The organism is Streptomyces sp. CA-142005 (genome assembly GCF_050942335.1).
Lineage (GTDB): Bacteria > Actinomycetota > Actinomycetes > Streptomycetales > Streptomycetaceae > Streptomyces.
In genome coordinates this window covers 3,049,349-3,071,357 of the sequence record NZ_CP192078.1, presented here as the reverse complement: position 1 = coordinate 3,071,357, position 22,009 = coordinate 3,049,349, and the positions used below count along the sequence as shown (strand labels likewise).

Below are 22,009 nucleotides of genomic sequence, written 5' to 3'. Positions count from 1 at the left end.
GGTCAGTCTCTGCGTGCCAGTGACAGGGTCCGCTGGGCCATCGTGACCACCGCCGCGTCGATGAAGCGGCCGTCGGGCAGGGCCTGGGCGCCCTCTTTCGCCGCGGCCGCCTTGATGATCGTCTCGGCGTGTTCGATCTCTGCCGGGGTCGGAAGGTAGGCCCGTTCGATCACCGGGAGCTGCCGGGGATGGATGGCGGCGCGGCCCAGGAAGCCGAGGGAACGGCCGTGGGCGCAGGAGGCGGCGAGGCCGTCCAGGTCCCGGATGTCTGGATGGACCGACTGCGGCGGTGGGGCGAGGCCGGCCGCGCGGGCGGCGACGACCACCCGGGAGCGCGGCCAGTCGAGGCCCGCGTCGGCCCGTACCCCGAGGTCGGCCCGCAGATCCGCCTCGCCGACGGCGATGCCCCGCAGGGCGGGGTGGGCGGTGGCGATGGCGTAGGCGTGCTCGATGCCGAGGGCCGACTCCAGCAGGGCGTACAGCGGCACGGGGGTGGCGGTGGCGACCTGCCTGATGTCGGCCGGGGCGGTCACCTTGGGCAGCCGTAGGCCCGCCAGTCCGGGGAGTGCGGCCAGGGCGGCCAGATCACCGGCGGACCAGGGGCTGTCCAGGGCGTTGACACGGACGTGGACCGGGACCGGCGGGGGGCCGGTGAGGAGCTCGGCCGTGGCCGCGCGGGCGTACTCCTTGCGCTCCGGCGCGACGGCGTCCTCCAGGTCGATCACCACCACATCGGCGCCTGCGGCCAGCGCCCTGGCCACCACGGGCGGGCGGTCGCCGGGGACGTAGAGCCAGGTGAGCGGGTGCGGGGTCACAACGCGCCCTCCTCGCGCAGGGCGCGCAGTTCGGCGGGGGTGAGGCCCAGTTCGGTGAGCACGGCCTCGGTGTCGGCGCCGTGCGGGCGGCCGGCCCAGCGGATCGCGCCGGGCGTGGCGGAGAGCCGGAAGAGGACGTTCTGCATGCGCAGCGGGCCCAGCTCGGGGTCGTCGACGGTGGTGATCGTGTGCAGCGCCTGGTACTGGGGGTCGGCCAGGACGTCCCGGACGTCCTGGACCGGGGCCACGGCCGCCTCCGCCTTCTCGAAGGCCGCGAGGACCTCGGCGCGGGTGCGGGCGGCGATCCAGGAGCCGACCGCCTCGTCCAGGACGTCGGCGTGGGCGGCGCGGTCGGCGCCGGTGGCGAACCAGGGTTCCCGGATCAGCTCCGGGCGGCCCACCAGGCGCATCACCCGCTCCGCCACCGACTGCGCGGAGGTGGAGACGGCGACCCAGTGGCCGTCCGAGGTGCGGTAGGTGTTGCGCGGCGCGTTGTTCGCGGACCGGTTTCCGGTGCGTTCCTGGACGTGGCCGAGCTGGTCGTACCAGGTGGGGTGGGGGCCGAGGACCGACAGGATCGGCTCGATGATCGCCATGTCGACGACCTGACCGGCGCCGGTGTGCTCCCGTGCGGCCAGCGCGGTGAGCACGGCGTAGGCGGTCGCCAGGCCCGCGACCGAGTCCGCGAGCCCGAAGGGCGGGAGCGTGGGCGGCGCGTCCGGTTCGCCGGTGATCGCGGCGAAGCCGCTCATCGCCTCGGCGAGCGTGCCGAAGCCGGCGCGGTGGGCGTACGGCCCGAACTGGCCGAAGGCCGTCACCCGGGCGAGGACCAGCCGGGGGTTGGCGGCCGCCAGTTCCGTCCAGCCCAGATCCCACTTCTCCAGGGTGCCCGGGCGGAAGTTCTCGATCACGACGTCGGCGGTGGCGGCGAGCCGGAGCAGGGTGGCACGGCCGCCCGGGGTGGACAGGTCCAGGGTGATGGTCCGCTTGTTGCGGCCGAGCACCTTCCACCACAGGCCGACGCCCTCCTTGGCCGGGCCGTGCCCACGGGAGGGGTCGGGCCGGCGTGGATGCTCGACCTTGATCACCTCGGCGCCGAAGTCGCCGAGCAGCGTGGCGGCCACCGGGCCGGCGAAGAGGGTCGCGAGGTCCAGCACCCGCAGACCGGTGAGGGGCGGTGGAGCCGTCGTACCCATGCGTCGTACCTCTGCGTCGAACCTCATGCGTCGCACCTCACGCGGTGAACTGGGCGTCGATCTCCGGGCGGTACGGCATCGACACCGACGCCCCGGCCCGCTGCACGGAGATCGCCGCGGCGGCCGCAGCCCAGGACAGTGCCTCCCGCACCGGTTTCTCCTCCGCGAGGGCCACCGCGAGCGCGCCGACGAAGGTGTCACCGGCGCCCGTGGAGTCGACGGCGGTCACCTGCGGTGCCGGGATCACCAGCGGATCGGTGCCCCGGGCCAGGTAGAGGCTGCCGGTCGCGCCCAGCGTGACGACGACCTCCGGCACCAGGTGCAGCAGATCGGCGGCGGCCTCGCGCGGGTCGGTGCGGCCGGTGAGGGTGATCGCCTCGTACTCGTTGGGCACCAACAGGTCGGTCGCGTCGAGGAGTTCGGGCGGCAGCGGCTGGGCGGGCGAGGGGGTGAGCACCGTACGGACCCCGTGCCGGCGCGCCGCCTGGGCGCCCAGGACCACCGCGCGCAGCGGGATCTCCAGCTGCAGCAGCAGGGCGTCGGCGGAGGCGATCAGGCCCTCGTCGCCGGGGGAGAGGTGGTCGACGGTGCCGTTCGCGCCGGGGATCACGACGATGGAGTTGGCGCCCTCGTCGTCCACCACGATGTGCGCGGTGCCGGACGGGCCCTCGACCGTCCGCAGGAAGTCGGTGTCCACGCCGGAGTGCTCGAGGGTGTCGCGCAGCCGCAGGCCGAAGGCGTCGTTGCCGACCGCGCCGATCATCGAGACGGTGGCGCCGGCGCGGGCCGCGGCGATCGCCTGGTTGGATCCCTTGCCGCCGGGGATCGTGCGGAACTCCCGTCCCGTCACGGTCTCGCCGCGCTGCGGGGCCTTCGTGACATAGGTGACGAGGTCCATGTTCGTGCTGCCGAGGACGACGATGTGGGTCATGGTCGGGTCGCCTCCAGGTGGGTGAGGTGGGCGAGGGTGTCGAAGCCGGTGCCGTCGAAGTCGGCGACGGTGGTGGCGAGCCGGTTCTTCAGCGGGGCCCGCCAGTGGTCGGGGAGCGCGGCGGGGTCGCCCGCGAGCAGTCCCGCGACGCTGCCGGCCGTCGCCCCGTTGGAGTCGGTGTCCAGGCCGCCCGACACCGCACGGCGGATGGAGCCGGTGAAGTCGCCGTCCGCGTGGGTGAGGGCGGCGGTGAGCAGGGCGGTGTTGGGGATGGCGTGCACCCAGTGATGGGCGGGCGTGTAGCGGGCGTGGAGCTCGTCCACCACGTCGTCGAAGTCCTCGTGGGACCCGGCCAGCCGGACGGCGTGGTCGATCGCCCGCGCGAGCCGGGAGTGGGGCGGGATCACCCGGCGGCCGGTGCGCAGACAGGCGTGGACGTCATGGCTTCCGGTGGCGGCGGTGGCGATGACGGCGGCCGTGAACATCGCCGCGTAGACGCCGTTGGCGGTGTGTGTGAGCACCGCGTCGCGGTGCGCCTGCTCGGCGGCGGCCGCCGGATCGCCGGGGTTGGTCCAGCCGTGCACATCGGCGCGGATCGAGGCGCCGATCCACTCGCGGAAGGGGTTGCGGTGGCGGGCGGTGTGCGGGGGTTCGATGCCGGTGAGGAGGTTGCGGTAGGCGACGCGTTCGGCGGTGAAGGTGCGGCCGGGCGGGAGTTCGTCCAGCCAGAGCCGGGCCACGTCGGTGGTGGTGAAGGCCTTGCCGTGACGGCGCAGGAGCAGGAGGTTCAGGAGGGGGTAGTCGAGGTCGTCGTCCTCGGGCATGCCGTCGATGTTCTCGGCGAGGGAGGTGGCGGCCGAGCGCCGGTTCCAGGGGTGCGCGGCGAGCAGGTCCTCCGGGACGCCGCGGGCCGTGAAGTACGTGGTCAGGGGCCAGTTGCCGGTCGCCTGGGCGAGGGCGCGGATGGCGTCGAGGGGGAGCTTTTCGACGGGTTTGCCGAGGAGGCAGCCGATGGCCCGGCCGAGCCAGGCGGCTTCGAGGGCGGCCGGGGCGGGGGCCGGCGTGGCCGGGGCGGAGGTGGAGGTGGGGTCGCCTGCCCGCGCCGGCGGGGTGCCTCCCACGGAGGGGGCACTCGGCCAGTCCGTGCACAGGGACTTGATGCGGGCCAGATCCGTCGGCTCGTCGTGGGACAAGCCGCTCGGGAGGTCGGCCAGTTCGTCCAGGAGGTCTTCCGCGAGGAGGCGCAGATACCGGGAGACACCGTGGGCGGACGCGCCCGCCCGGGCCGGCGCGTCCGGGCCGCCCGCCGCCCGCCACCGCGCCTCGATCGCCGACGGCTCCCGCCCGTCCAGGCGGGCCTGGCGGAGCTCGTGGCCGAGCAGGTCCTCCGGCTGGACCCAGGTCAGTCGGAGCATGCGGTGCCTCCGAGGGCCGTGAACGCCCGCTCGTGGGCGCGCCGCCGCCGTACGTCCCGCTCGAAGACCTCCCGCGCCACCTCGGTGAGCGTGCGGGCCGGCTCCCACAGGTCCAGCCGGCTGGCCTCCGCCACCGTCTTCGCCCAGTCCTCCGGGACGGGCGAGCCCAGCGCGCCCGCGAGGGCGCCGGCCATCGTCGCGATCGAGTCGCAGTCGCGGCCGTAGTTGACCGCGCCGAGTACGGCGTGCCGGTAGTCGCCGCCGGCCACCAGCAGCATGCCGAGGGCGATGGGCAGTTCCTCGATCGAGTGCAGACGGGAGGGGCGGCGGGCGGCCAGGGAGGGCGCGCGGTAGTCCGGGCCGACGGTGTCGTACGGGGCGACCGCCGCGCGCAGCGGCCGTAGCGCCGACTCGAAGTCGCTGTGGCCGCGGGCCACTTCGCAGACCTTCTCGATCGCCTCGCGCGTGCCGTCCTTCGCCAGGGACAGACAGGCGGTGACGACCGAGTCCGGCGTCGCGCCCGGGGTCGCGGCGGCGGCCACGGCCGCGGCGAGGACACCGGCCGCCTCACGGCCGTACGACGACTGGTGCGCGCCCGCGATGTCCAGGGCCTCGGCGTAGGCGGCGGCCGGGTTGGCCGCGTTGACCAGGCCGACGGGGGCCATGTACATCGCCGCGCCGCAGTTGACGATGTTGCCGACGCCCGCTTCCCGGGGATCGGCGTGAGCGTGGGCCAGCCGGGCCACGAGCCACTTCTCGGCGAGGAAGAGGCGGTGCAGGGGCAGCGTCTCGGTCTCCAGTTCCGGGATCCAGCGCGGGTTCGTCATCAGGTCCGGGACCAGGTGGTCGGCGATCGCGTACGCGTCGAGGTGGTCGCGGACGCGGGCGTACACCCGGATCAGCGCATGCGTCATCAGGGTGTCGTCGGTGACGTGGCCGTCGCCCTTGTGGTACGGCGCGATGGGGCGGGCGGTGCGCCAGTCGTCGCCGTGCCAGGGGCCGACGACGCCGTGGACGCGGCCGCCGTGGCGCTCGGCGATCTGGTCGGGGGAGTACCCCTCGACGGGGCCGCCGAGGGCGTCGCCGACGGCGGCTCCGACGAGGGCGCCGGTGATCCGGTCGTCGAGACCGGGCAGGGAGGGACCGCTGCTTTCTTCTTCTTTGAGTCCTTTGGACTCCTTGGGCGTCATGCCCGAATCATCCTCCTGGGCGGACCGGTTGTGCGGCTTCCAGGAGTCCGGCGAGTTCCACCAGGTCGGTGCCGGTGAGGCGGGGCAGGGCGCAGCCGGACAGGGTGCGGCAGGCGTCCCGCCAGGTCTGCGGGATGGCCGCGCCGCCGCCGAGGGCTCCGGTGAGGGCGCCCGCGAGGGCGGGGGCGGAGTCGGCGACCCGGGACAGGCAGGCGGCGGCGGGTACGGCCTCGGCGATACGGCCGCGGGCGGCGGTGGCCAGGGCGAGGGCGACCGGGACGGTCTCGGCGGCGGCGATGCCGTAGCTGTAGACGTGGTCGACGATCTGGTGTTCCAGGAGCGGGACGAGGGAGAAGGCGGACTCGCCGTCCTCGGCGAGGGCGAGCGCGTGGCGGGCGTTGCGGCCGATCTCGGTGTCGGGCGGGAGCTCGGTGAGCGCGGCGGTCACACAGGTGCCCGTCTCGGCGTCGGCGAGGGCGAGCGCGAGGGCGGCGGCCATGGCGCGCGCGCCGTGCACGCCGTCGCCGTCCTGGGTGTAGCGGGCGTCGAACTCGGCGAGGGCGGCGGCGCGTTCGGGGTCGCCGGGGTGGGCGACGGCGAGGACGCAGGCGCGGACACAGGCGGCGTCGTCGAAGTAGTGCGGGTTGTCGTGGCCGGTGGCGGGCGGGCGCAGGCCGGTGGCGAGGTTGCCGAGGCCGGCGCGGACGGAGATGCGGGCGCGCAGGGGGAGTACGGCGGACTCGACCTCGGGTGCGCGGTCCGCCGCGGCGGCGACTTCCGCGGCCACGGCGGTCCAGGTGAGGTCGATGGCGGCGCGGGTACGGCGCTCCCGGCTGAGGTCGCCGAGGGCGTCGTCGGTGCCGGCCCGGAGGATCGCCTCCGCGGCGAAGGCCGCCCACTCGGCGTCGTCGGAGGGGCCGAGGCGCAGGGGTTCGGGGGGCTGGTTGAGGGCGATCGGTACCGGGAGGGTGGTGGTGGCGTTCTGCTCGGCGAAGGTGTCCAGCTCGCGGGTGAGGCGTCGGGTCCACTCGGGCATGCGGGCGGCCCGGTGCCGGGCGGCGGGCCAGCCGGCGGCGTCGCCTGCGGCGAGGCCGAGCAGGAGTCCCTCGATACGGCGCGCTGTCATGACTGACCCTCGCCGTCCGGGTGCCCGGAGTTCCCCGCGCCAACCAGGGGGCTGCACCCGCTGGACCCCCGCTTGCCCGCCACGCCGTCCGACTTGGCCGGTTGGGAGCCCGGCGGGAAGGGCGGGGGTCGGTCGCCCGGCTCGGGGCCGGTCGGGAAGGGCGCGGGCGGGTCGCCCGGCTCGGGGGCGGGCGGAAGCGACGCGGCAGGTTCGGCCGGCGCCCCTGGCACCCCTTTCCGTACCGCGCCCGGCACTGCTTCCCGTACCGCGTCCGGCGCTTTCGCCGACGCCGTGCCCGGCACTTCCGCTGGCACCCCTTTCCGTACCGCGCCCGGCACTGCTTCCCGTACCGCGTCCGGCGCTTTAGCCGACGCCGTGCCCGGCACTTCCGCCGGTACCCCGTCCGGCATTTCGCCCGGCGCTGCTTCCCGTACCGCGTCCGGCGCTTTAGCCGACGCCGTGCCCGGCACTTCCGCCGGTACCCCGTCCGGCACCTTCACCGGTACCTGCGCCCGGACCACCTCCGCCCGCGCCCCTTCCGGCACCACCCCCGGAAGCACCACCCGCATTCCCCATTTCCCGCCCTCCTCCGGTACCAGCAGCTCCGCCACGTCCAGGACGTGGTGGCCCGCCATGGACGGCAGGCAGCGGCCGCGGGCCGGGCCGATCTCGGAAGACCAGGCGGGCGGGATCGCCGTGATGCCGTGGGTCGCGCCGGACAGGGCGCCGGCCAGGGCCGCCGTCGTGTCCGCGTCGCGGCCCATGTTGACGGCCGTGAGGACCGCTTCGACGAAGTCGCCGTCGGCCGCCGCGTACGCGCCGAAGGCGAGGGCGACCGCCTCGGGGGCCAGGTCGGTCCAGGGATAGCCGCCGATGACGACCGCGGAGCGGACCGCGCGTTCGCCGCGGTGGGCCACGGCCACCGCCCGGCGCAGGGAGCGCGCCGTCCAGGAGTCCTCGGGGATCACCGCCAGGGCGGAGGCGATCACCACCGGAACCGGGGCGCCCGTCATCGCCGCCGCCACCCCCGCCGCGACCGCCTGGCCGCCGTAGATCCCCTCGCCCTCGTGGCTCACCGAACCGTCGATCGCCACCAGCCGGGCCGCCTCGGCGGGGCGGCCGGCGGCGAAGACGCCGAAGGGGGCCGCCCGCATGGCCAGACCGTCGCTCCAGGCGTGCCGGTGCTGGGCCGAGATCGGGGCGGCGAGGCCCCGGCGCAGGTTCTCCAGCGTGCCGCGTTCGCTGAAGCCCGCGCCCCGGAAGGGGCCCTCGGCCAGGTCGGCGATCCACTCGTGCCAGGCCGCCTCCACATGGCCCGGGGTGAGTGCCGAGCCGTGCCGGGCGAGCAACAGGCCCGAGAAGATCGCGTACTCCGTGTCGTCCGTGCCGGACGGGACGTCGGCCACATAGCCCGTGATGCGACCCCAGCGGGCGCGGATCTCGGACGGCTTGAGGTTCTCCGCGGGCGCCCCCAGCGCGTCCCCGACGGCCAGGCCGAGCAGCGCGCCCCGGGCCCTCTCACGGAGCCCGACGGCGTCGTCGGGCTCCGGAACCGGGGGAGTGCAGGCGGTCGATGCCATGGGCGGACTCCTTCGGGGCCGGGAACGCGCTTTGCGGATGTGTGCCACGGGGCGCGCGCCCCGCGAGCCTCCCCGGGTCGAAGTCACCCACTTGGCATCTGAGCAAGATCATGCACGGATGAGCAAAACCAGGTAAAGGCGCAGGTTAGCCGAGCCTTTCCTTGCTGGCGGCAGCGGAAGAAGGGGCGTAGGTTCTTTGTTGTCGAAAAGTAGAACTCGTCCAAAGTTAGCTTTGGCTAAGCTATCCGGGGGGCCCGCATGGCCGTCATCGAAACCCAGGCCGCGCTGCACGAAGCGCACCGCGACAACCACACGCACCGCGACGTCAACGGCGGCTGGCTGCGCCCCGCCGTCTTCGGGGCCATGGACGGACTCGTCTCCAACCTCGCCCTGATGACCGGTGTGGCCGGCGGATCCGTGAGCCAGCAGACCATTGTCATCACCGGCCTCGCGGGGCTCGCGGCGGGTGCCTTCTCCATGGCGGCCGGCGAGTACACCTCGGTCGCCTCCCAGCGGGAGCTGGTCGAGGCCGAGCTCGATGTCGAGCGCCGTGAGCTGCGCAAGCACCCCCAGGACGAGGAGGACGAGCTCGCGGCGCTGTACGTCGCCCGGGGCGTGGAGCCGGGCCTGGCCCGTGAGGTCGCGCGGCAGCTGTCCAAGGATCCCGAGCAGGCCCTGGAGATCCACGCCCGCGAGGAGCTGGGCGTAGACCCCGGCGACCTGCCCTCGCCGCTGGTCGCCGCCGTCTCCTCCTTCGGGTCCTTCGCCCTGGGCGCCCTGCTCCCCGTGCTGCCCTACCTGCTCGGTGCGACCGTGCTGTGGCCCGCCGTGCTGCTCGCCCTCGCCGGACTCTTCGGCTGCGGTGCCGTGGTGGCCAAGGTGACCGCGCGCAGCTGGTGGTACAGCGGCCTCAGGCAGCTCGCGCTGGGCGGCGCGGCCGCCGGTGTGACGTACGCCCTGGGTACCCTGTTCGGAACGGCCGTAGGATAGCGCCGCCGGTACTTATGCGTCGGACCGCATAAGTAGCCGCGCGACAGCAGCCGCACGATCGCCCGTTACTCGCTGGTTTCGGCCGCGTGACCACCGGGCATGAGCCGTAAGCGCTGTGGGCAATGACGCCTACCGCACCCCCGTGGGGTGAGTGAAGCCGCTCCCCCCGCCCCCCACCGGGCCGCCGGCCGCCGATCCGACCGATCGCGTCCGTACGGTCCCCCACACACTTCGCCGCCACCGCGCGGCACACCCGCCGTCACGCGGGGCCCCGCCGCCACGCGCGGCACCTTCGCCACGGACCCCGTGGCGTCCGCATGTTGGAACGGTCTATCCGCTTCCCGGGATCCGCCCCATCATGTAACCTGCACGAAATTTTGAGATCACGCAGAGGGCCAACGTCGTCCCTCGGCACTTGCCACATGCCTCATGACGACGACGGGAGAGCCGATGCGTACGCCGCGCCAGCCGTCCCAGCATTCCGCGAATGGCCAGAACTGGTCGTTCATGGATGCTCGCCCTGCTGCGCAGGGTATGTACGACCCCCGCAACGAACACGACGCCTGTGGCGTCGGTTTCGTCGCCACCCTCACCGGCGAGGCGTCCCACACCCTGGTCGAGCAGGCGCTCACCGTCCTGCGCAACCTGGAGCACCGCGGTGCCACCGGCTCCGAGCCCGACTCGGGCGACGGCGCGGGTCTCCTCTGCCAGGTGCCCGACGCCTTCTTCCGCGAGGTGGCCGGATTCGAACTGCCCGCCGCCGGCTCGTACGCCGTCGGTATCGCCTTCCTGCCGACCGAGGGGACCGAGGACGCCGTCTCGCGCATCGAGACGATCGCCGACGAGGAGGACCTCACCGTCCTCGGCTGGCGTGAGGTTCCGGTCGCCCCGGAGCTGCTGGGCGCCACCGCCCGCTCCACCATGCCGGTGTTCCGGCAGATCTTCGTCAGTGACGGCACCAGCGAGGGCATCGCGCTGGACCGCAAGGCCTTCGTGCTGCGCAAGCGCGCCGAGCGCGAGGCCGGTGTCTACTTCCCGTCGCTCTCCGCGCGCACGATCGTGTACAAGGGCATGCTGACCACCGGCCAGCTGGAGCCCTTCTTCCCGGACCTGTCCGACCGCCGCTTCGCCTCCGCGATCGCGCTGGTGCACTCCCGGTTCTCCACGAACACCTTCCCGTCGTGGCCGCTCGCCCACCCGTACCGCTTCGTCGCGCACAACGGTGAGATCAACACCGTCAAGGGCAACCGCAACTGGATGCGCGCCCGCGAGTCCCAGCTGGCGTCCGACCTGTTCGGGCCGCAGGAGAAGCTGGAGCGGATCTTCCCGGTCTGCACGCCGGACGCCTCCGACTCCGCCTCCTTCGACGAGGTCCTCGAACTGCTGCACCTGGGCGGCCGTTCGCTGCCGCACTCGGTGCTGATGATGATCCCGGAGGCGTGGGAGAACCACGACTCCATGGACCCGGCCCGGCGCGCCTTCTACGGCTACCACTCCACGATGATGGAGCCCTGGGACGGCCCCGCCTGTGTCACCTTCACCGACGGCACCCAGGTCGGCGCCGTGCTCGACCGCAACGGCCTGCGCCCCGGCCGCTACTGGGTCACCGACGACGGCCTCGTCGTCCTCGGCTCCGAGGTCGGCGTCCTCGACATCGACCCGGCCAAGGTCGTCCGCAAGGGCCGCCTGCAGCCCGGCAAGATGTTCCTCGTCGACACCGCCGAGCACCGCATCATCGAGGACGACGAGATCAAGGCGACCCTCGCGTCCGAGAAGCCGTACGCCGAGTGGCTGGAGGCCGGTGAGATCGAGCTGGTCGACCTGCCCGAGCGCGAGCACATCGTCCACACCCACGCCTCGGTCACCCGCCGCCAGCAGACCTTCGGGTACACCGAGGAGGAGCTGCGCGTCATCCTCGCCCCGATGGCCCGCACCGGCGCCGAGCCGATCGGCTCGATGGGTACGGACAGCCCGATCGCCGCTCTCTCCGAGCGCCCGCGGCTGCTCTTCGACTACTTCACCCAGCTGTTCGCGCAGGTCACCAACCCGCCGCTGGACGCGATCCGCGAGGAGCTGGTCACCTCCCTGCGCTCGTCGCTGGGCCCCGAGGGCAACCTGCTCGACCCGACGGCCGCCTCCTGCCGCTCGGTCACCCTGCCCTTCCCGGTGATCGACAACGACGAGCTGGCCAAGCTCATCCACATCAACGCCGACGGCGACATGCCCGGCTTCAAGGCCGCGACCCTCTCCGGCCTGTACCGGGTCTCCGGCGGCGGTGACGCGCTCGCCGCGCGCATCGCGGAGATCTGCGCCGAGGCCGACGCGGCGATCGAGAACGGCGCCCGGCTGATCGTCCTGTCGGACCGCCACTCGGACGCCGAGCACGCGCCGATCCCGTCGCTGCTGCTCACCGCGGCCGTCCACCACCACCTCATCCGCACCAAGCAGCGCACCCACGTGGGCCTGCTGGTCGAGGCCGGTGACGTCCGCGAGGTCCACCACGTCGCCCTGCTGATCGGCTACGGCGCCGCCGCCGTCAACCCGTACCTGGCGATGGAGTCGGTCGAGGACCTGCTGCGCGCCGGCACCTTCCTGAGCGGCCTGGAGCCGGAGAAGGCCATCAAGAACCTGATCTACGCCCTCGGCAAGGGCGTGCTGAAGGTCATGTCGAAGATGGGCATCTCCACCGTCGCCTCCTACCGCGGCGCCCAGGTCTTCGAGGCCGTCGGTCTGGACGAGGCCTTCGTCGAGAAGTACTTCAACGGCACCGCCACCAAGATCGGCGGCGTCGGCATCGACGTCATCGCCCAGGAGGTCGCCGCCCGCCACGCCAAGGCCTACCCGGCCTCCGGCATCGCCCCGGCGCACCGCGCGCTGGAGATCGGCGGCGAGTACCAGTGGCGCCGCGAGGGTGAGCCGCACCTGTTCGACCCGGAGACGGTCTTCCGCCTGCAGCACTCCACGCGCACCGGCCGCTACGACGTCTTCAAGAAGTACACGGACCGGGTGAACGAGCAGTCCGAGCGCCTCATGACGCTCCGCGGGCTCTTCGGCTTCAAGTCGGACCGGCAGCCGATCTCCGTCGACGAGGTCGAGCCGGTCTCCGAGATCGTCAAGCGCTTCTCCACCGGCGCCATGTCGTACGGCTCCATCTCCAAGGAGGCGCACGAGACCCTCGCCATCGCCATGAACCAGCTGGGCGGCAAGTCCAACACCGGTGAGGGCGGCGAGGACCCGGAGCGCCTGTACGACCCCGCGCGGCGCAGCGCCATCAAGCAGGTCGCCTCCGGCCGCTTCGGCGTGACCTCCGAGTACCTGGTCAACGCCGACGACATCCAGATCAAGATGGCCCAGGGCGCCAAGCCCGGCGAGGGCGGCCAGCTGCCCGGCCACAAGGTCTACCCGTGGGTCGCCAAGACGCGTCACTCGACGCCGGGTGTCGGCCTGATCTCCCCGCCGCCGCACCACGACATCTACTCCATCGAGGACCTGGCCCAGCTGATCCACGACCTGAAGAACGCGAACCCGCAGGCGCGGATTCACGTCAAGCTGGTCTCCGAGGTCGGCGTCGGCACGGTCGCCGCGGGTGTCTCCAAGGCACACGCGGACGTCGTCCTGATCTCCGGTCACGACGGCGGTACGGGCGCCTCGCCGCTCACCTCGCTGAAGCACGCCGGCGGCCCCTGGGAGCTCGGCCTCGCCGAGACCCAGCAGACCCTGCTGCTCAACGGCCTGCGCGACCGGATCGTGGTGCAGACGGACGGCCAGCTCAAGACCGGCCGTGACGTGGTCATCGCCGCGCTGCTCGGCGCCGAGGAGTTCGGTTTCGCGACCGCGCCGCTCGTCGTCTCCGGCTGCGTGATGATGCGCGTCTGCCACCTGGACACCTGCCCGGTCGGCATCGCCACGCAGAACCCGACCCTGCGCGACCGCTTCTCCGGCAAGGCCGAGTACGTGGTGAACTTCTTCCAGTTCATCGCCGAGGAGGTCCGCGAGCTGCTGGCCGAGCTGGGCTTCCGCTCCATCGAGGAGGCCGTCGGCCACGCCGAGGTGCTGGACGTCGAGCGTGCCGTCGACCACTGGAAGGCACAGGGCCTGGACCTGGAGCCGCTGTTCCACGTGCCCGACCTCCCCGAGGGCGCGGTCCGCCACCGGCTGATCGAGCAGGACCACGGCCTGGAGAAGGCGCTGGACAACGAGCTGATCAAGCTCGCCGCCGACGCCCTGGCCGCGAACGACGCGACCGAGGCCCAGCCGGTGCGCGCCCAGGTCGCCATCCGCAACATCAACCGCACGGTCGGCACCATGCTCGGCCACGAGGTGACGAAGAAGTTCGGTGGCGCGGGCCTGCCCGACGACACCATCGACATCACCTTCACCGGCTCGGCCGGCCAGTCCTTCGGCGCGTTCCTGCCGCGCGGCGTCACGCTGCGCCTGGAGGGCGACGCCAACGACTACGTCGGCAAGGGCCTGTCCGGCGGCCGTATCGTCGTCCGCCCGGACCGGGCCGCCGACCACCTCGCCGAGTACTCGACCATCGCGGGCAACACCATCGGCTACGGCGCCACCGGGGGCGAGCTGTTCCTGCGCGGCCGTACCGGTGAGCGGTTCTGCGTGCGCAACTCCGGCGCGCTGGTCGTCTCCGAGGGCGTGGGCGACCACGGCTGCGAGTACATGACCGGCGGTCGCGCGGTCGTCCTCGGGCCGACCGGCCGCAACTTCGCGGCGGGCATGTCCGGCGGTATCGCCTACGTCATCGACCTCGACCGCGACAACGTCAACGCCGGCAACGTCGAGTCCGTCGAGGCGCTGGACGCGGCGGACAAGCAGTGGCTGCACGACGTGGTGCGCCGCCACGCCGAGGAGACCGGCTCGACGGTCGCCGAGAAGCTGCTCGCCGACTGGGAGCAGGCCGTGGAGCGGTTCAGCAAGATCATCCCCAGCACGTACAAGGCAGTGCTCGCCGCCAAGGACGCCGCCGAGCGAGCCGGTCTCTCCGAGACCGAGATCACCGAGAAGATGATGGAGGCGGCGATCAATGGCTGACCCGAAGGGCTTCCTGAACCACGGCCGCGAGGTCGCCAAGACCCGTCCCGTCGGTGAGCGTGTCAAGGACTGGAACGAGGTCTACGTTCCCGGCTCCCTGCTGCCGATCATCAGCAAGCAGGCCAGCCGGTGCATGGACTGCGGCATCCCGTTCTGCCACAACGGCTGCCCGCTGGGGAACCTGATCCCCGAGTGGAACGACTACGCCTACCGCGAGGACTGGACGGCCGCGTCCGAGCGGCTGCACGCGACCAACAACTTCCCGGAGTTCACCGGTCGCCTCTGCCCGGCGCCCTGTGAGTCGGCGTGTGTGCTCGGCATCAACCAGCCGCCGGTCACCATCAAGAACGTCGAGGTCTCGATCATCGACAAGGCGTGGGACGCGGGCACCGTCGCCCCGCAGATCCCCGAGCGCCTGTCCGGCAAGACGGTCGCGGTGATCGGCTCCGGCCCGTCGGGCCTGGCCGCCGCCCAGCAGCTGACCCGGGCCGGCCACACGGTCGCCGTCTACGAGCGCGCGGACCGCATCGGAGGCCTCCTCCGATACGGCATCCCCGAGTTCAAGATGGAGAAGCGGCACATCAACCGCCGTATCGAGCAGATGCGCGCGGAGGGCACCCGCTTCCGCACCGGTGTGGAGATCGGCCGCGACATCAACGCCCGCGACCTGAAGAAGCGGTACGACGCGATCGTGATCGCCGCCGGTGCCACGACCGCCCGTGACCTGCCGGTGCCGGGCCGCGAGCTCAAGGGCATCTACCAGGCCATGGAGTACCTGCCGCTGGCGAACAAGGTGCAGGAGGGCGACTACGTCACCGCGCCGATCTCGGCCGAGGGCAAGCACGTCGTGGTCATCGGCGGCGGTGACACCGGCGCGGACTGCGTGGGCACCGCCCACCGGCAGGGCGCGGCCTCCGTCACCCAGCTGGAGATCATGCCCCGCCCGAACGACGAGCGGCACCCGACCAACCAGCCCTGGCCGACGTTCCCGATCCTGTACAAGGTCACCTCGGCCCACGAGGAGGGCGGCGAGCGGATCTACTCCGCCTCCACCACCCACTTCGAGGGCGACGAGGGCGGCAACGTGCAGTGGCTGCACCTCACCGAGGTGGAGTTCGTGGACGGCAAGCTGACCTCCAAGCCGGGCACCGAGCGCAAGATCCCGGCCCAGCTGGTCACCCTCGCCATGGGCTTCACCGGCACCGACCGGGAGAACGGCCTGGTGGAGCAGTTCGGCCTGGACCTCGACGAACGCGGTAACATCGCCCGCGACGCCGACTTCCAGACCAACGTGCCGGGTGTGTTCGTCGCCGGTGACGCCGGCCGCGGCCAGTCCCTCATCGTGTGGGCGATCGCGGAGGGCCGCTCGGCCGCCCGCGGCGTCGACCGGTTCCTGACCGGTGCCAGCGACCTGCCGGCCCCGATCCGCCCGACGGACCGCGCCCTGGCGGTCTGACGGCACCCCGAAAAGCGTCCCGTACAACGGCGTACGGAACACCAGACGACGCCTGCCCCTGTCCCCGACCGGACGCCTGGGCAGGCGTCGTTGCCTTTCCGCGGGCCGTGCCTACTCGTACCAGACGCCGGTGAGCGCGCCGCGCCGGGTGAGGGCCCGCGCTCCGGACGGCAGCACGGCCCTGCCCAGATCGCCGCGGATTGCTGGTACAGCGTGGGTGTGGGCAGGCCGGCGGTCTGGATCCAGCCGCGGCCGTGCACATGCCCGGCCGCGATCAGCTCCTCCGACTGCCCCGGCGGCGCCAGATCCTCGCGGTACAGCTGGCTGATCGTCTGGTCGTCGTCGGCGAAGGCGAACCGTGCCGCGTAGGCGTACCGGTCGGCGTTCAGCCAGACGTACAGCACGGCGGGCTTGTCCAGCACCGTACGGAACCACCGCGCGGAGCGGTCGGCCAGTTCCTCGACGGTGCCGGTGGTCTCCAGACCCCAGCCGGAGGGGCGGTCGGTCAGGGTGAACAGCTGGTTGTGCAGACGGTCTCCGCGGACCCGGTCTCCGGTGAAGTGGACACCGGCGTAGAGCAGACGGAGCCGGCCCCCGGGGATCGCCGAAGGACAGACAGGCCACCAGCGAATCCCACGCGTCCGTCCGCCCGAGCTCTCCGCCGACCCCGGCCGAGGCCCAGCCGACGGTGCGCTCCCGCAGCGCGGCCGCGAAGGCCCGCTCGGCGTCGGTGAACTCGAACTCGTCGTCGGCGTCGGGTTCGACGACGAACCACGGGTGCTCAGGCATGGCCGGCAGCGTACGGTCGGCCCCGCGGGGCGGACACCTGGTTTTCCCGCGCCCGCTCAGGCCGTCAGCGAGGTCACCTTCATCCAAGTGAGCACCAGCAGCAGTGCCAGCACCGCCACGCACACCCCCGCCTGGACCGGCGTGCGCCGGCCGTCGCGGGGCGCGTACGCGTAGGCCAGCGTCACCACTCCGCCCGCGAGCAGACCGCCGAGGTGGGCCTGCCAGGAGGTCAGCCAGGCGGAGATCACCAGCCATGCCAGCAGCCCGCCCATGTACTGGTTGACCGCCCGCATGTCGTAGCCGAGGCGGCGGCCCATCACGTAGTACGCCGCCCCCAGGCCGAAGATCGCGCCGGACGCGCCGACGGTGGAGGACGTCGGGGCGAGCAGCAGCACCAGCACTGAGCCGCCCAGCGCCGACAGCAGGTACAGCGCGAGATAGCGGACCCGGCCCAGCTGTGCCTCGACCACCCGGCCGACGTTCCACAGCGCGAACATGTTGAACAGGATGTGCGTGATGCCGAACGTGCCCTCGCCGGGCGTCAGATGCAGGAACGCGCCGGTCAGCAGCCGGTACCACTCGCCGTGCGCGACGCCCTGGGGGAGGTAGCCCGCGGGCACCGTACCGAGCATCGCGAAGCGGTCCTCGATGGACGGCCGCGCCAACTCGGCCAGATACGCGAGCACGTTGAGCCCGATGAGGACGTACGTCACCAGCGGCACCGCGCTGATCCGGCCGCCGAACGCCGTGCGCGCCTGCCGGACGGACCGCGCGCCCTCCTTCACGCACTCCACGCACTGGTGGCCGACGGCCGCTTCGCGCATGCAGTCCGGGCAGATGTAGCGGTCGCAACGGGTGCAGCGGACGTGGGACTCCACCTTGGGATGGCGAAAGCAGGTGGTGACGGCGGACTCGGCGGTCACGGCCGGCTCCTTGAGGAAGGTCGGGACGGGATGAGCCGGTGGGGACGGCGGCGAACAAAATAGCGAACTGCTGTGACAGGAGCGACAACAGGGCCCAGTGATCACATAAGCTTCCCGAAAAGCCTGTGGGGGGATCCATGGCCGCGATCAGTCTCGACAAGGTGGAGGAGACCGCGCCCGCGCTCGTCGGCGCCTACAAGTCGGCGGGCGTGTCGCTCACCAAGCACGGCCTGGCCGGGCTGCGCGCCGCGGTCTACCTGGTGGTCGACTACTCCGGCTCGATGAAGCCGTACTACAAGGACGGCAGCGTGCAGACGCTCGCCGACCGGGTGCTGGGCCTGTCCGCGCACCTGGACGACGACGGCCGGGTGCCGGTGGTGTTCTTCTCCACGGACGTCGACGCGGTCACCGACATCGCCCTCGACGACCACGAGGGCCGGATCGAGCGGATCGTGGCCCGGCTCGGGCACATGGGCAAGACCAGCTACCACCTGGCCATGGACGCCGTCATCGACCACTACCTGGACAGCGGCGCCACCGACCCCGCCCTGGTCGTCTTCCAGACCGACGGCGGCCCGATCAACAAGCTCGCCGCCGAACGCTATCTGTGCAAGGCGGCGAAGCTCCCGCTGTTCTGGCAGTTCGTCGGCTTCGGCGACCCGGGCAGCCGGCAGTTCGAGTTCCTGCGGAAGCTGGACGAGCTGGCCGTGCCGGACAGGCGGATCCTGGACAACGCCGGCTTCTTCCACGCCGGCCAGGACCCGCGGCGCGTCCGCGACGCCGACCTGTACGACCGTCTCGTCGGCGAGTTCCCGCACTGGCTGAGGGCCGCACGTGCCGCGGGCGTCGTACGGACTCCCTAACAAGCGTTTGAAACAATGGGTGTCGTGCCGACCAAGAAGAAGCCTCAGGTGACCGCGGCGGCGGCCCGGCGCGGTGAACTCCTCGGCGTCGCCGCCGAGGTCTTCGCCGAGCACGGCTACAACGCCACCACCGTCCGCAGGATCGCCGACCACGCCGGGATGCTCGCGGGCAGCCTGTACTACCACTTCGACTCCAAGGAGTCGATGCTCGAGGAGATCCTGCGGACCTTCCTGGACGAGCTGTGGGACGGCTACGACACCGTCCTCGGCTCCGGACTCGGCCCCCGCGAGACGCTGGAGGCGCTCGTCACCGAGTCCTTCCGGGAGATCGACCGGCACCGCGCCGCCGTCGCGATCTACCAGAAGGAGAGCAGGCAGCTCGTCGCCCAGGAGCGGTTCGCGTTCCTCGCCGAGTCGCAGGCACGGTTCGAGAAGGCATGGCTCGGCACGCTGGAACGCGGGGTCGCCGAGCACGTCTTCCGCGCCGACCTCGACGTCCGCCTCACCTACCGGTTCGTGCGCGACACCGTGTGGGTCGCCGCCTCCTGGTACCGGCCCGGCGGCGGGCACAGCCCCGAGGAGATCGCCCGCCAGTATCTGTCGATGGTGCTGGACGGGATCGCCGTACGCGCATAGCGCGCCGCAGGAACCGGAGCGCGCGTCAGCCGGTCAGGCGGGCCGCGGCGGCGCGCTGGCGGTCGCTCATGACGGACAGGAAGCGGACGACGGTCCGCAGCTCGTCCGTGCTGAACTCCTCGCAGGCCTCGACGACATCCCGCGCCCAGTCCTCGAAGAACACGGCGAGCTCGGCGATCTTCTCCTGGTTCAGCTCGACCAGCACCCGGCGCTTGTCCGTCGGGTGTTTCACCCTGCGCACGAAACCCTTGGCCTCCAGCCGGTCGAGCAGCCCGGTGACGGAGGCGGGGGCGAGGCCGGTCAGCCCGGCGAGGTCCTTCGCGGTGAGCGGGCCCTGCCGCTGGAGGAGGTCGAGGGTCTTCTCCTCGGTCGCGTTCAGCCCCTGCTTGGCGGCTACGGCCGAGTGGAACATGACCGTGACCCCGCTGTGGGTCCGGCCCACCTCCATGAGCTGCGCCAGCGTCTCGGACCGCGCCGCCTCGTCCCGCTTCTCGTCTGCCTTGGCCATGCCTCAAGGCTAACAAAAATTTCGTTCGGTCGAACTAAGGACTTGCGGAGGCGGAGGTGCCGGTGCAAGTATTTCGTTAGCTCGAACGAAATAAATCTCGGTTCTCCCTTCCGGGATCCGTTGCCAAGGAGCTGAGGAGACCTCCATGTCCGCAACGCTCACCGAACCCTCCGCCCCCGTGGCGGAACCGCATCCCCGCCGCTGGGCGGCCGCCGTCGTGATGATGATCGCGGCGCTTATGGACCTGCTGGACGGCACGATCGTCAACGTGGCCGTGCCCTCGATCAGCCGGGACCTGCACGCCTCGGCGAGCGATCTGCAGTGGGTCGTCTCGGCCTATCTGCTGGGCTTCGCCGCCGCCCTGATCGTCTCCGGTCACCTCGGCGACCGCATCGGCCGCCGCCCGCTCTTCCTCGCCGGCACCGCCGGTTTCGGGCTGGCGAGCCTCGCCTGCGGGATCGCCCAGTCACCGGGACAGCTGATCGCCGCACGGGCGGTGCAGGGCGTCCTCGCCGCCGTGCTGGTGCCGCAGGTGATCGGATCGTTCCGCACCCTCTTCCAGGGCAGGGAACGCGGGGCCGCCTTCGGGATGTACGGCGCCGTCGCCGGGTTCGCCTCCGCCGTCGGGCTGCTGCTCGGCGGGGTGCTCACGGACGCCGATCTGTTCGGCTGGGGCTGGCGCTCGGTATTCCTGGTGAACGTGCCGGTGGCCGTGGCGACCTTCGCCGGCGGGCTGCTGCTGGTCCCGGCCACGCGCGAGCGGTCGGCGGGCCGGCCGGACGTCCTGGGCAGCCTGCTGCTGGCCGGCGGCCTGGTCGCGATCGTGCTGCCGCTGGTGCAGGGCCGGGAGAACGGCTGGCCGCTGTGGGGCTGGGGCTGCCTCGGCACGGGTGTCGTGACCGTGGTGGGGCTCGGCGTGTACGAGGCGCGACGCCACCGGCCCGGGACCGTGCCGCTGCTGCCCGCCCGCGCCTTCCGGCTCCCCGCGTTCTCCGTGGGCGTACTCGTCCAACTGCTGTTCTCCGTCGGCATGCAGGGCTTCTTCCTGGTCTTCGCGGTCTGGCTGCAGGCCGGTGAGCGGTACACGCCGATGCAGGCCGGGCTGGTGACGGTCGCGTTCTCGGCCGGCGGCTTCCTCACCGCGCCCGCCGCCGACGGGCTCGCCGTACGGTACGGGCGGCTGGTGCTCGGCGCGGGCGCGCTGCTGATGGCGGGCGGCTTCGGCTGGGTGTGGTCCGTGGTCGACGGCGCGCCGGTGGCGCACGCGGGGGCGTGGCCGCTGGTGCCGGGGCTGCTGATCGCCGGGGCCGGACTCGGGTTCCTGGTGGTGCCGCTGGTGAACGTGGTGCTGTCGGCGGTGCCGGGGGAGCTGGCCGGCGCGGCCTCCGGGATTTTCTCCACGGCTCAGCAGTTCGGGGGGGCGCTGGGCGCCGCCGTGGTCGGCACGGTGTTCTTCGGGCGGGTGTCCTCGGGGATGACCGGGGCGCTGGGGGATGCGATGCCGTGGGTCGTGGGGGCGTTCGTGGTGTGCGGGGCGCTGTGTGCGGCACTTCCCCGGCGGGCGGCGTCCGAGGAGCTCGGCTGACGCCCCGGACCACCTGGGGGCGGAGCCTCCAGGTGGTGCCGTGAACCTAGGTGTCGCACTCCAGTACCGTCCGGCACAACCCGCACCGCGCCCGTACCCGCCCCTTCACCGGCACCCTGATCCGCTGATGGCAGGTAGGGCAGGAGAAGGAGACGCGGAGCCGGCCGGTGGGGTCGGGGGAGAAGGCGTAGGGCGCCGTCGGCTGGACGCCCGCGACGTGCCGGCGGTCGTGGGCGTAGCGCCGCCGCCCCGCCCAGCCGGCCCCGGTCAGCGGCGGCTGCTGTTCGTCCCGGCGGGCCAGGGCCAGTCCCCTGACGTACGCGTCGTGGGCCTGCGGGCTGGTGAACCACACCGAGGGGTCCTCGTGGAAGAGCAGCGCCCGCTTGGCCAGGACGTAACCGAACTCCTCCGGGGTGAGGTAACCGAGCTTCTGCGAGGAGACCGCGTCCTCCCGGAAGGCGTCCAGCAGCAGCCAGCCCGCGCCGAGATACGTCGTCACCGTGTCCGTGAGGATCTCGTTCTCCGCCGTGGTCGGAAAGGAGAGGTCCAGCCGGTGGAGGTACACGTGCGCCACCTCGTGCGCGAGCGCCGCGCCGATGTCCCGGCGGTGCGTGCGGAAACGGTCGTTCAGTTCCACGAAGTACTCGGGGCCCGCCGCCAGTTCGACGTTCGCCGCATGGGTCATCTCCCGGAAGCCGACGATCAGCCGCGCGTCCGGCAGCCGGAAGTGCCGCACGATCTCCCGTGCCACCCGCTGCGCGCCCAGATGCAGGTCGTCGGTGTCGCAGAAGGCCACGTCGGCGGGGACCACGCTGGTGGAGAAGGTCTGGACGGTGTCGCGGGACAACCGCTTGTACAGCGCGGTGATGGCGGCCCGCACCGTCTCCAGGTGCGGATAGCCGTGCTGGACCGGTCCGCCGTTCGCCACGTCCGCACCCCCAAAGACGCCGGAACCCCTCT

The 22,009-nt window shown here is 72.4% G+C and carries 15 protein-coding genes and 1 pseudogene; 6 read left to right on the top strand and 10 right to left on the bottom strand.

Annotated features, from left to right (window positions below; all coding sequences use genetic code 11):
- Nucleotides 1-2: 2 nt before the first annotated feature.
- The 7 genes and pseudogenes from ACQPXS_RS14610 to ACQPXS_RS14580 all read right to left on the bottom strand — a co-directional run.
- Nucleotides 3-815, bottom strand: coding sequence for an HpcH/HpaI aldolase/citrate lyase family protein (locus ACQPXS_RS14610; protein WP_433449624.1), 813 nt, complete (start codon nt 813-815; stop codon nt 3-5).
- Entirely contained in the window at nt 812-2,038 is a 1,227-nt protein-coding gene (locus ACQPXS_RS14605; protein ID WP_433449623.1) for a CaiB/BaiF CoA transferase family protein, read from the bottom strand. Before ACQPXS_RS14605 ends, ACQPXS_RS14610 begins: the two co-directional genes overlap by 4 nt.
- A gap of 10 nt (nt 2,039-2,048) precedes the next feature.
- Nucleotides 2,049-2,942, bottom strand: a complete 894-nt coding sequence (gene rbsK, locus ACQPXS_RS14600) for a ribokinase (RefSeq protein ID WP_365326493.1) — start codon at nt 2,940-2,942, stop codon at nt 2,049-2,051.
- Nucleotides 2,939-4,357 (bottom strand): ADP-ribosylglycohydrolase family protein, encoded by a 1,419-nt coding sequence (locus ACQPXS_RS14595; protein ID WP_433449622.1) that lies wholly within the window; start codon nt 4,355-4,357, stop codon nt 2,939-2,941. The genes rbsK and ACQPXS_RS14595 overlap by 4 nt, the downstream gene beginning before the upstream one ends.
- Nucleotides 4,345-5,547: an ADP-ribosylglycohydrolase family protein gene (locus ACQPXS_RS14590; protein ID WP_433449620.1), complete on the bottom strand. Its 1,203-nt coding sequence runs from the start codon at nt 5,545-5,547 to the stop codon at nt 4,345-4,347. Before ACQPXS_RS14590 ends, ACQPXS_RS14595 begins: the two co-directional genes overlap by 13 nt.
- A gap of 7 nt (nt 5,548-5,554) precedes the next feature.
- Entirely contained in the window at nt 5,555-6,673 is a 1,119-nt protein-coding gene (locus tag ACQPXS_RS14585; protein WP_433449618.1) for an ADP-ribosylglycohydrolase family protein, read from the bottom strand.
- A 569-nt stretch (nt 6,674-7,242) separates the two neighbouring features.
- Nucleotides 7,243-8,253 (bottom strand): annotated as a pseudogene (locus ACQPXS_RS14580) (ADP-ribosylglycohydrolase family protein); the annotation flags it as partial.
- A 258-nt stretch (nt 8,254-8,511) separates the two neighbouring features.
- Here ACQPXS_RS14580 and ACQPXS_RS14575 point away from each other — a divergent pair.
- From ACQPXS_RS14575 to ACQPXS_RS14565, 3 genes are all read left to right on the top strand, one after another.
- Nucleotides 8,512-9,243, top strand: a complete 732-nt coding sequence (locus ACQPXS_RS14575; RefSeq protein ID WP_433449616.1) for a VIT1/CCC1 transporter family protein — start codon at nt 8,512-8,514, stop codon at nt 9,241-9,243.
- A 534-nt stretch (nt 9,244-9,777) separates the two neighbouring features.
- Nucleotides 9,778-14,289, top strand: a complete 4,512-nt coding sequence (gltB, locus tag ACQPXS_RS14570) for a glutamate synthase large subunit (protein ID WP_433449615.1) — start codon at nt 9,778-9,780, stop codon at nt 14,287-14,289.
- The gene (locus ACQPXS_RS14565; RefSeq protein ID WP_433449613.1) at nt 14,282-15,745 is read left to right on the top strand and encodes a glutamate synthase subunit beta; all 1,464 of its coding nucleotides are present in this window, start codon (nt 14,282-14,284) and stop codon (nt 15,743-15,745) included. Before gltB ends, ACQPXS_RS14565 begins: the two co-directional genes overlap by 8 nt.
- An 845-nt stretch (nt 15,746-16,590) precedes the next feature.
- Here the strand turns inward: ACQPXS_RS14565 and ACQPXS_RS14560 are convergent.
- Entirely contained in the window at nt 16,591-17,457 is an 867-nt protein-coding gene (locus ACQPXS_RS14560) for a rhomboid family intramembrane serine protease (RefSeq protein ID WP_433449612.1), read from the bottom strand.
- Between the two features lie 137 nt (nt 17,458-17,594).
- Here ACQPXS_RS14560 and ACQPXS_RS14555 point away from each other — a divergent pair, with 137 nt between their 5' ends.
- Nucleotides 17,595-18,320, top strand: coding sequence for a VWA domain-containing protein (locus ACQPXS_RS14555; RefSeq protein ID WP_433449611.1), 726 nt, complete (start codon nt 17,595-17,597; stop codon nt 18,318-18,320).
- A gap of 24 nt (nt 18,321-18,344) precedes the next feature.
- Nucleotides 18,345-18,956 carry a TetR/AcrR family transcriptional regulator gene (locus ACQPXS_RS14550; RefSeq protein ID WP_351800585.1) on the top strand — a complete coding sequence of 204 codons (612 nt, stop codon included), beginning with the start codon at nt 18,345-18,347 and terminating at the stop codon, nt 18,954-18,956.
- Nucleotides 18,957-18,981: 25 nt separating this feature from the next.
- On the opposite strand, the gene ACQPXS_RS14545 is transcribed toward ACQPXS_RS14550, so the two are convergent.
- Nucleotides 18,982-19,464 (bottom strand): MarR family winged helix-turn-helix transcriptional regulator, encoded by a 483-nt coding sequence (locus tag ACQPXS_RS14545; protein WP_351800587.1) that lies wholly within the window; start codon nt 19,462-19,464, stop codon nt 18,982-18,984.
- Nucleotides 19,465-19,609: 145 nt separating this feature from the next.
- On the opposite strand from ACQPXS_RS14545, the gene ACQPXS_RS14540 reads away from it, so the two are divergent.
- Nucleotides 19,610-21,049 carry an MFS transporter gene (locus ACQPXS_RS14540; RefSeq protein WP_365326475.1) on the top strand — a complete coding sequence of 480 codons (1,440 nt, stop codon included), beginning with the start codon at nt 19,610-19,612 and terminating at the stop codon, nt 21,047-21,049.
- 46 nt (nt 21,050-21,095) lie between these two features.
- On the opposite strand, the gene ACQPXS_RS14535 is transcribed toward ACQPXS_RS14540, so the two are convergent.
- The gene (locus tag ACQPXS_RS14535) at nt 21,096-21,977 is read right to left on the bottom strand and encodes a hypothetical protein (protein ID WP_433449610.1); all 882 of its coding nucleotides are present in this window, start codon (nt 21,975-21,977) and stop codon (nt 21,096-21,098) included.
- Nucleotides 21,978-22,009: the final 32 nt, after the last annotated feature.

What these genes read in the sequence shown, in the direction of transcription:
- ACQPXS_RS14585 (WP_433449618.1), bottom strand. Translation starts at nt 6,673, where the DNA reads ATGACAGCGCGCCGTATCGAGGGACTCCTGCTCGGCCTCGCCGCAGGC.
- gltB (WP_433449615.1), top strand. Translation starts at nt 9,778, where the DNA reads ATGTACGACCCCCGCAACGAACACGACGCCTGTGGCGTCGGTTTCGTC.
- rbsK (WP_365326493.1), bottom strand. Translation starts at nt 2,942, where the DNA reads ATGACCCACATCGTCGTCCTCGGCAGCACGAACATGGACCTCGTCACC.
- ACQPXS_RS14590 (WP_433449620.1), bottom strand. Translation starts at nt 5,547, where the DNA reads ATGACGCCCAAGGAGTCCAAAGGACTCAAAGAAGAAGAAAGCAGCGGT.
- ACQPXS_RS14540 (WP_365326475.1), top strand. Translation starts at nt 19,610, where the DNA reads ATGTCCGCAACGCTCACCGAACCCTCCGCCCCCGTGGCGGAACCGCAT.
- ACQPXS_RS14605 (WP_433449623.1), bottom strand. Translation starts at nt 2,038, where the DNA reads ATGAGGTTCGACGCAGAGGTACGACGCATGGGTACGACGGCTCCACCG.
- ACQPXS_RS14545 (WP_351800587.1), bottom strand. Translation starts at nt 19,464, where the DNA reads ATGGCCAAGGCAGACGAGAAGCGGGACGAGGCGGCGCGGTCCGAGACG.
- ACQPXS_RS14595 (WP_433449622.1), bottom strand. Translation starts at nt 4,357, where the DNA reads ATGCTCCGACTGACCTGGGTCCAGCCGGAGGACCTGCTCGGCCACGAG.
- ACQPXS_RS14555 (WP_433449611.1), top strand. Translation starts at nt 17,595, where the DNA reads ATGGCCGCGATCAGTCTCGACAAGGTGGAGGAGACCGCGCCCGCGCTC.
- ACQPXS_RS14565 (WP_433449613.1), top strand. Translation starts at nt 14,282, where the DNA reads ATGGCTGACCCGAAGGGCTTCCTGAACCACGGCCGCGAGGTCGCCAAG.
- ACQPXS_RS14575 (WP_433449616.1), top strand. Translation starts at nt 8,512, where the DNA reads ATGGCCGTCATCGAAACCCAGGCCGCGCTGCACGAAGCGCACCGCGAC.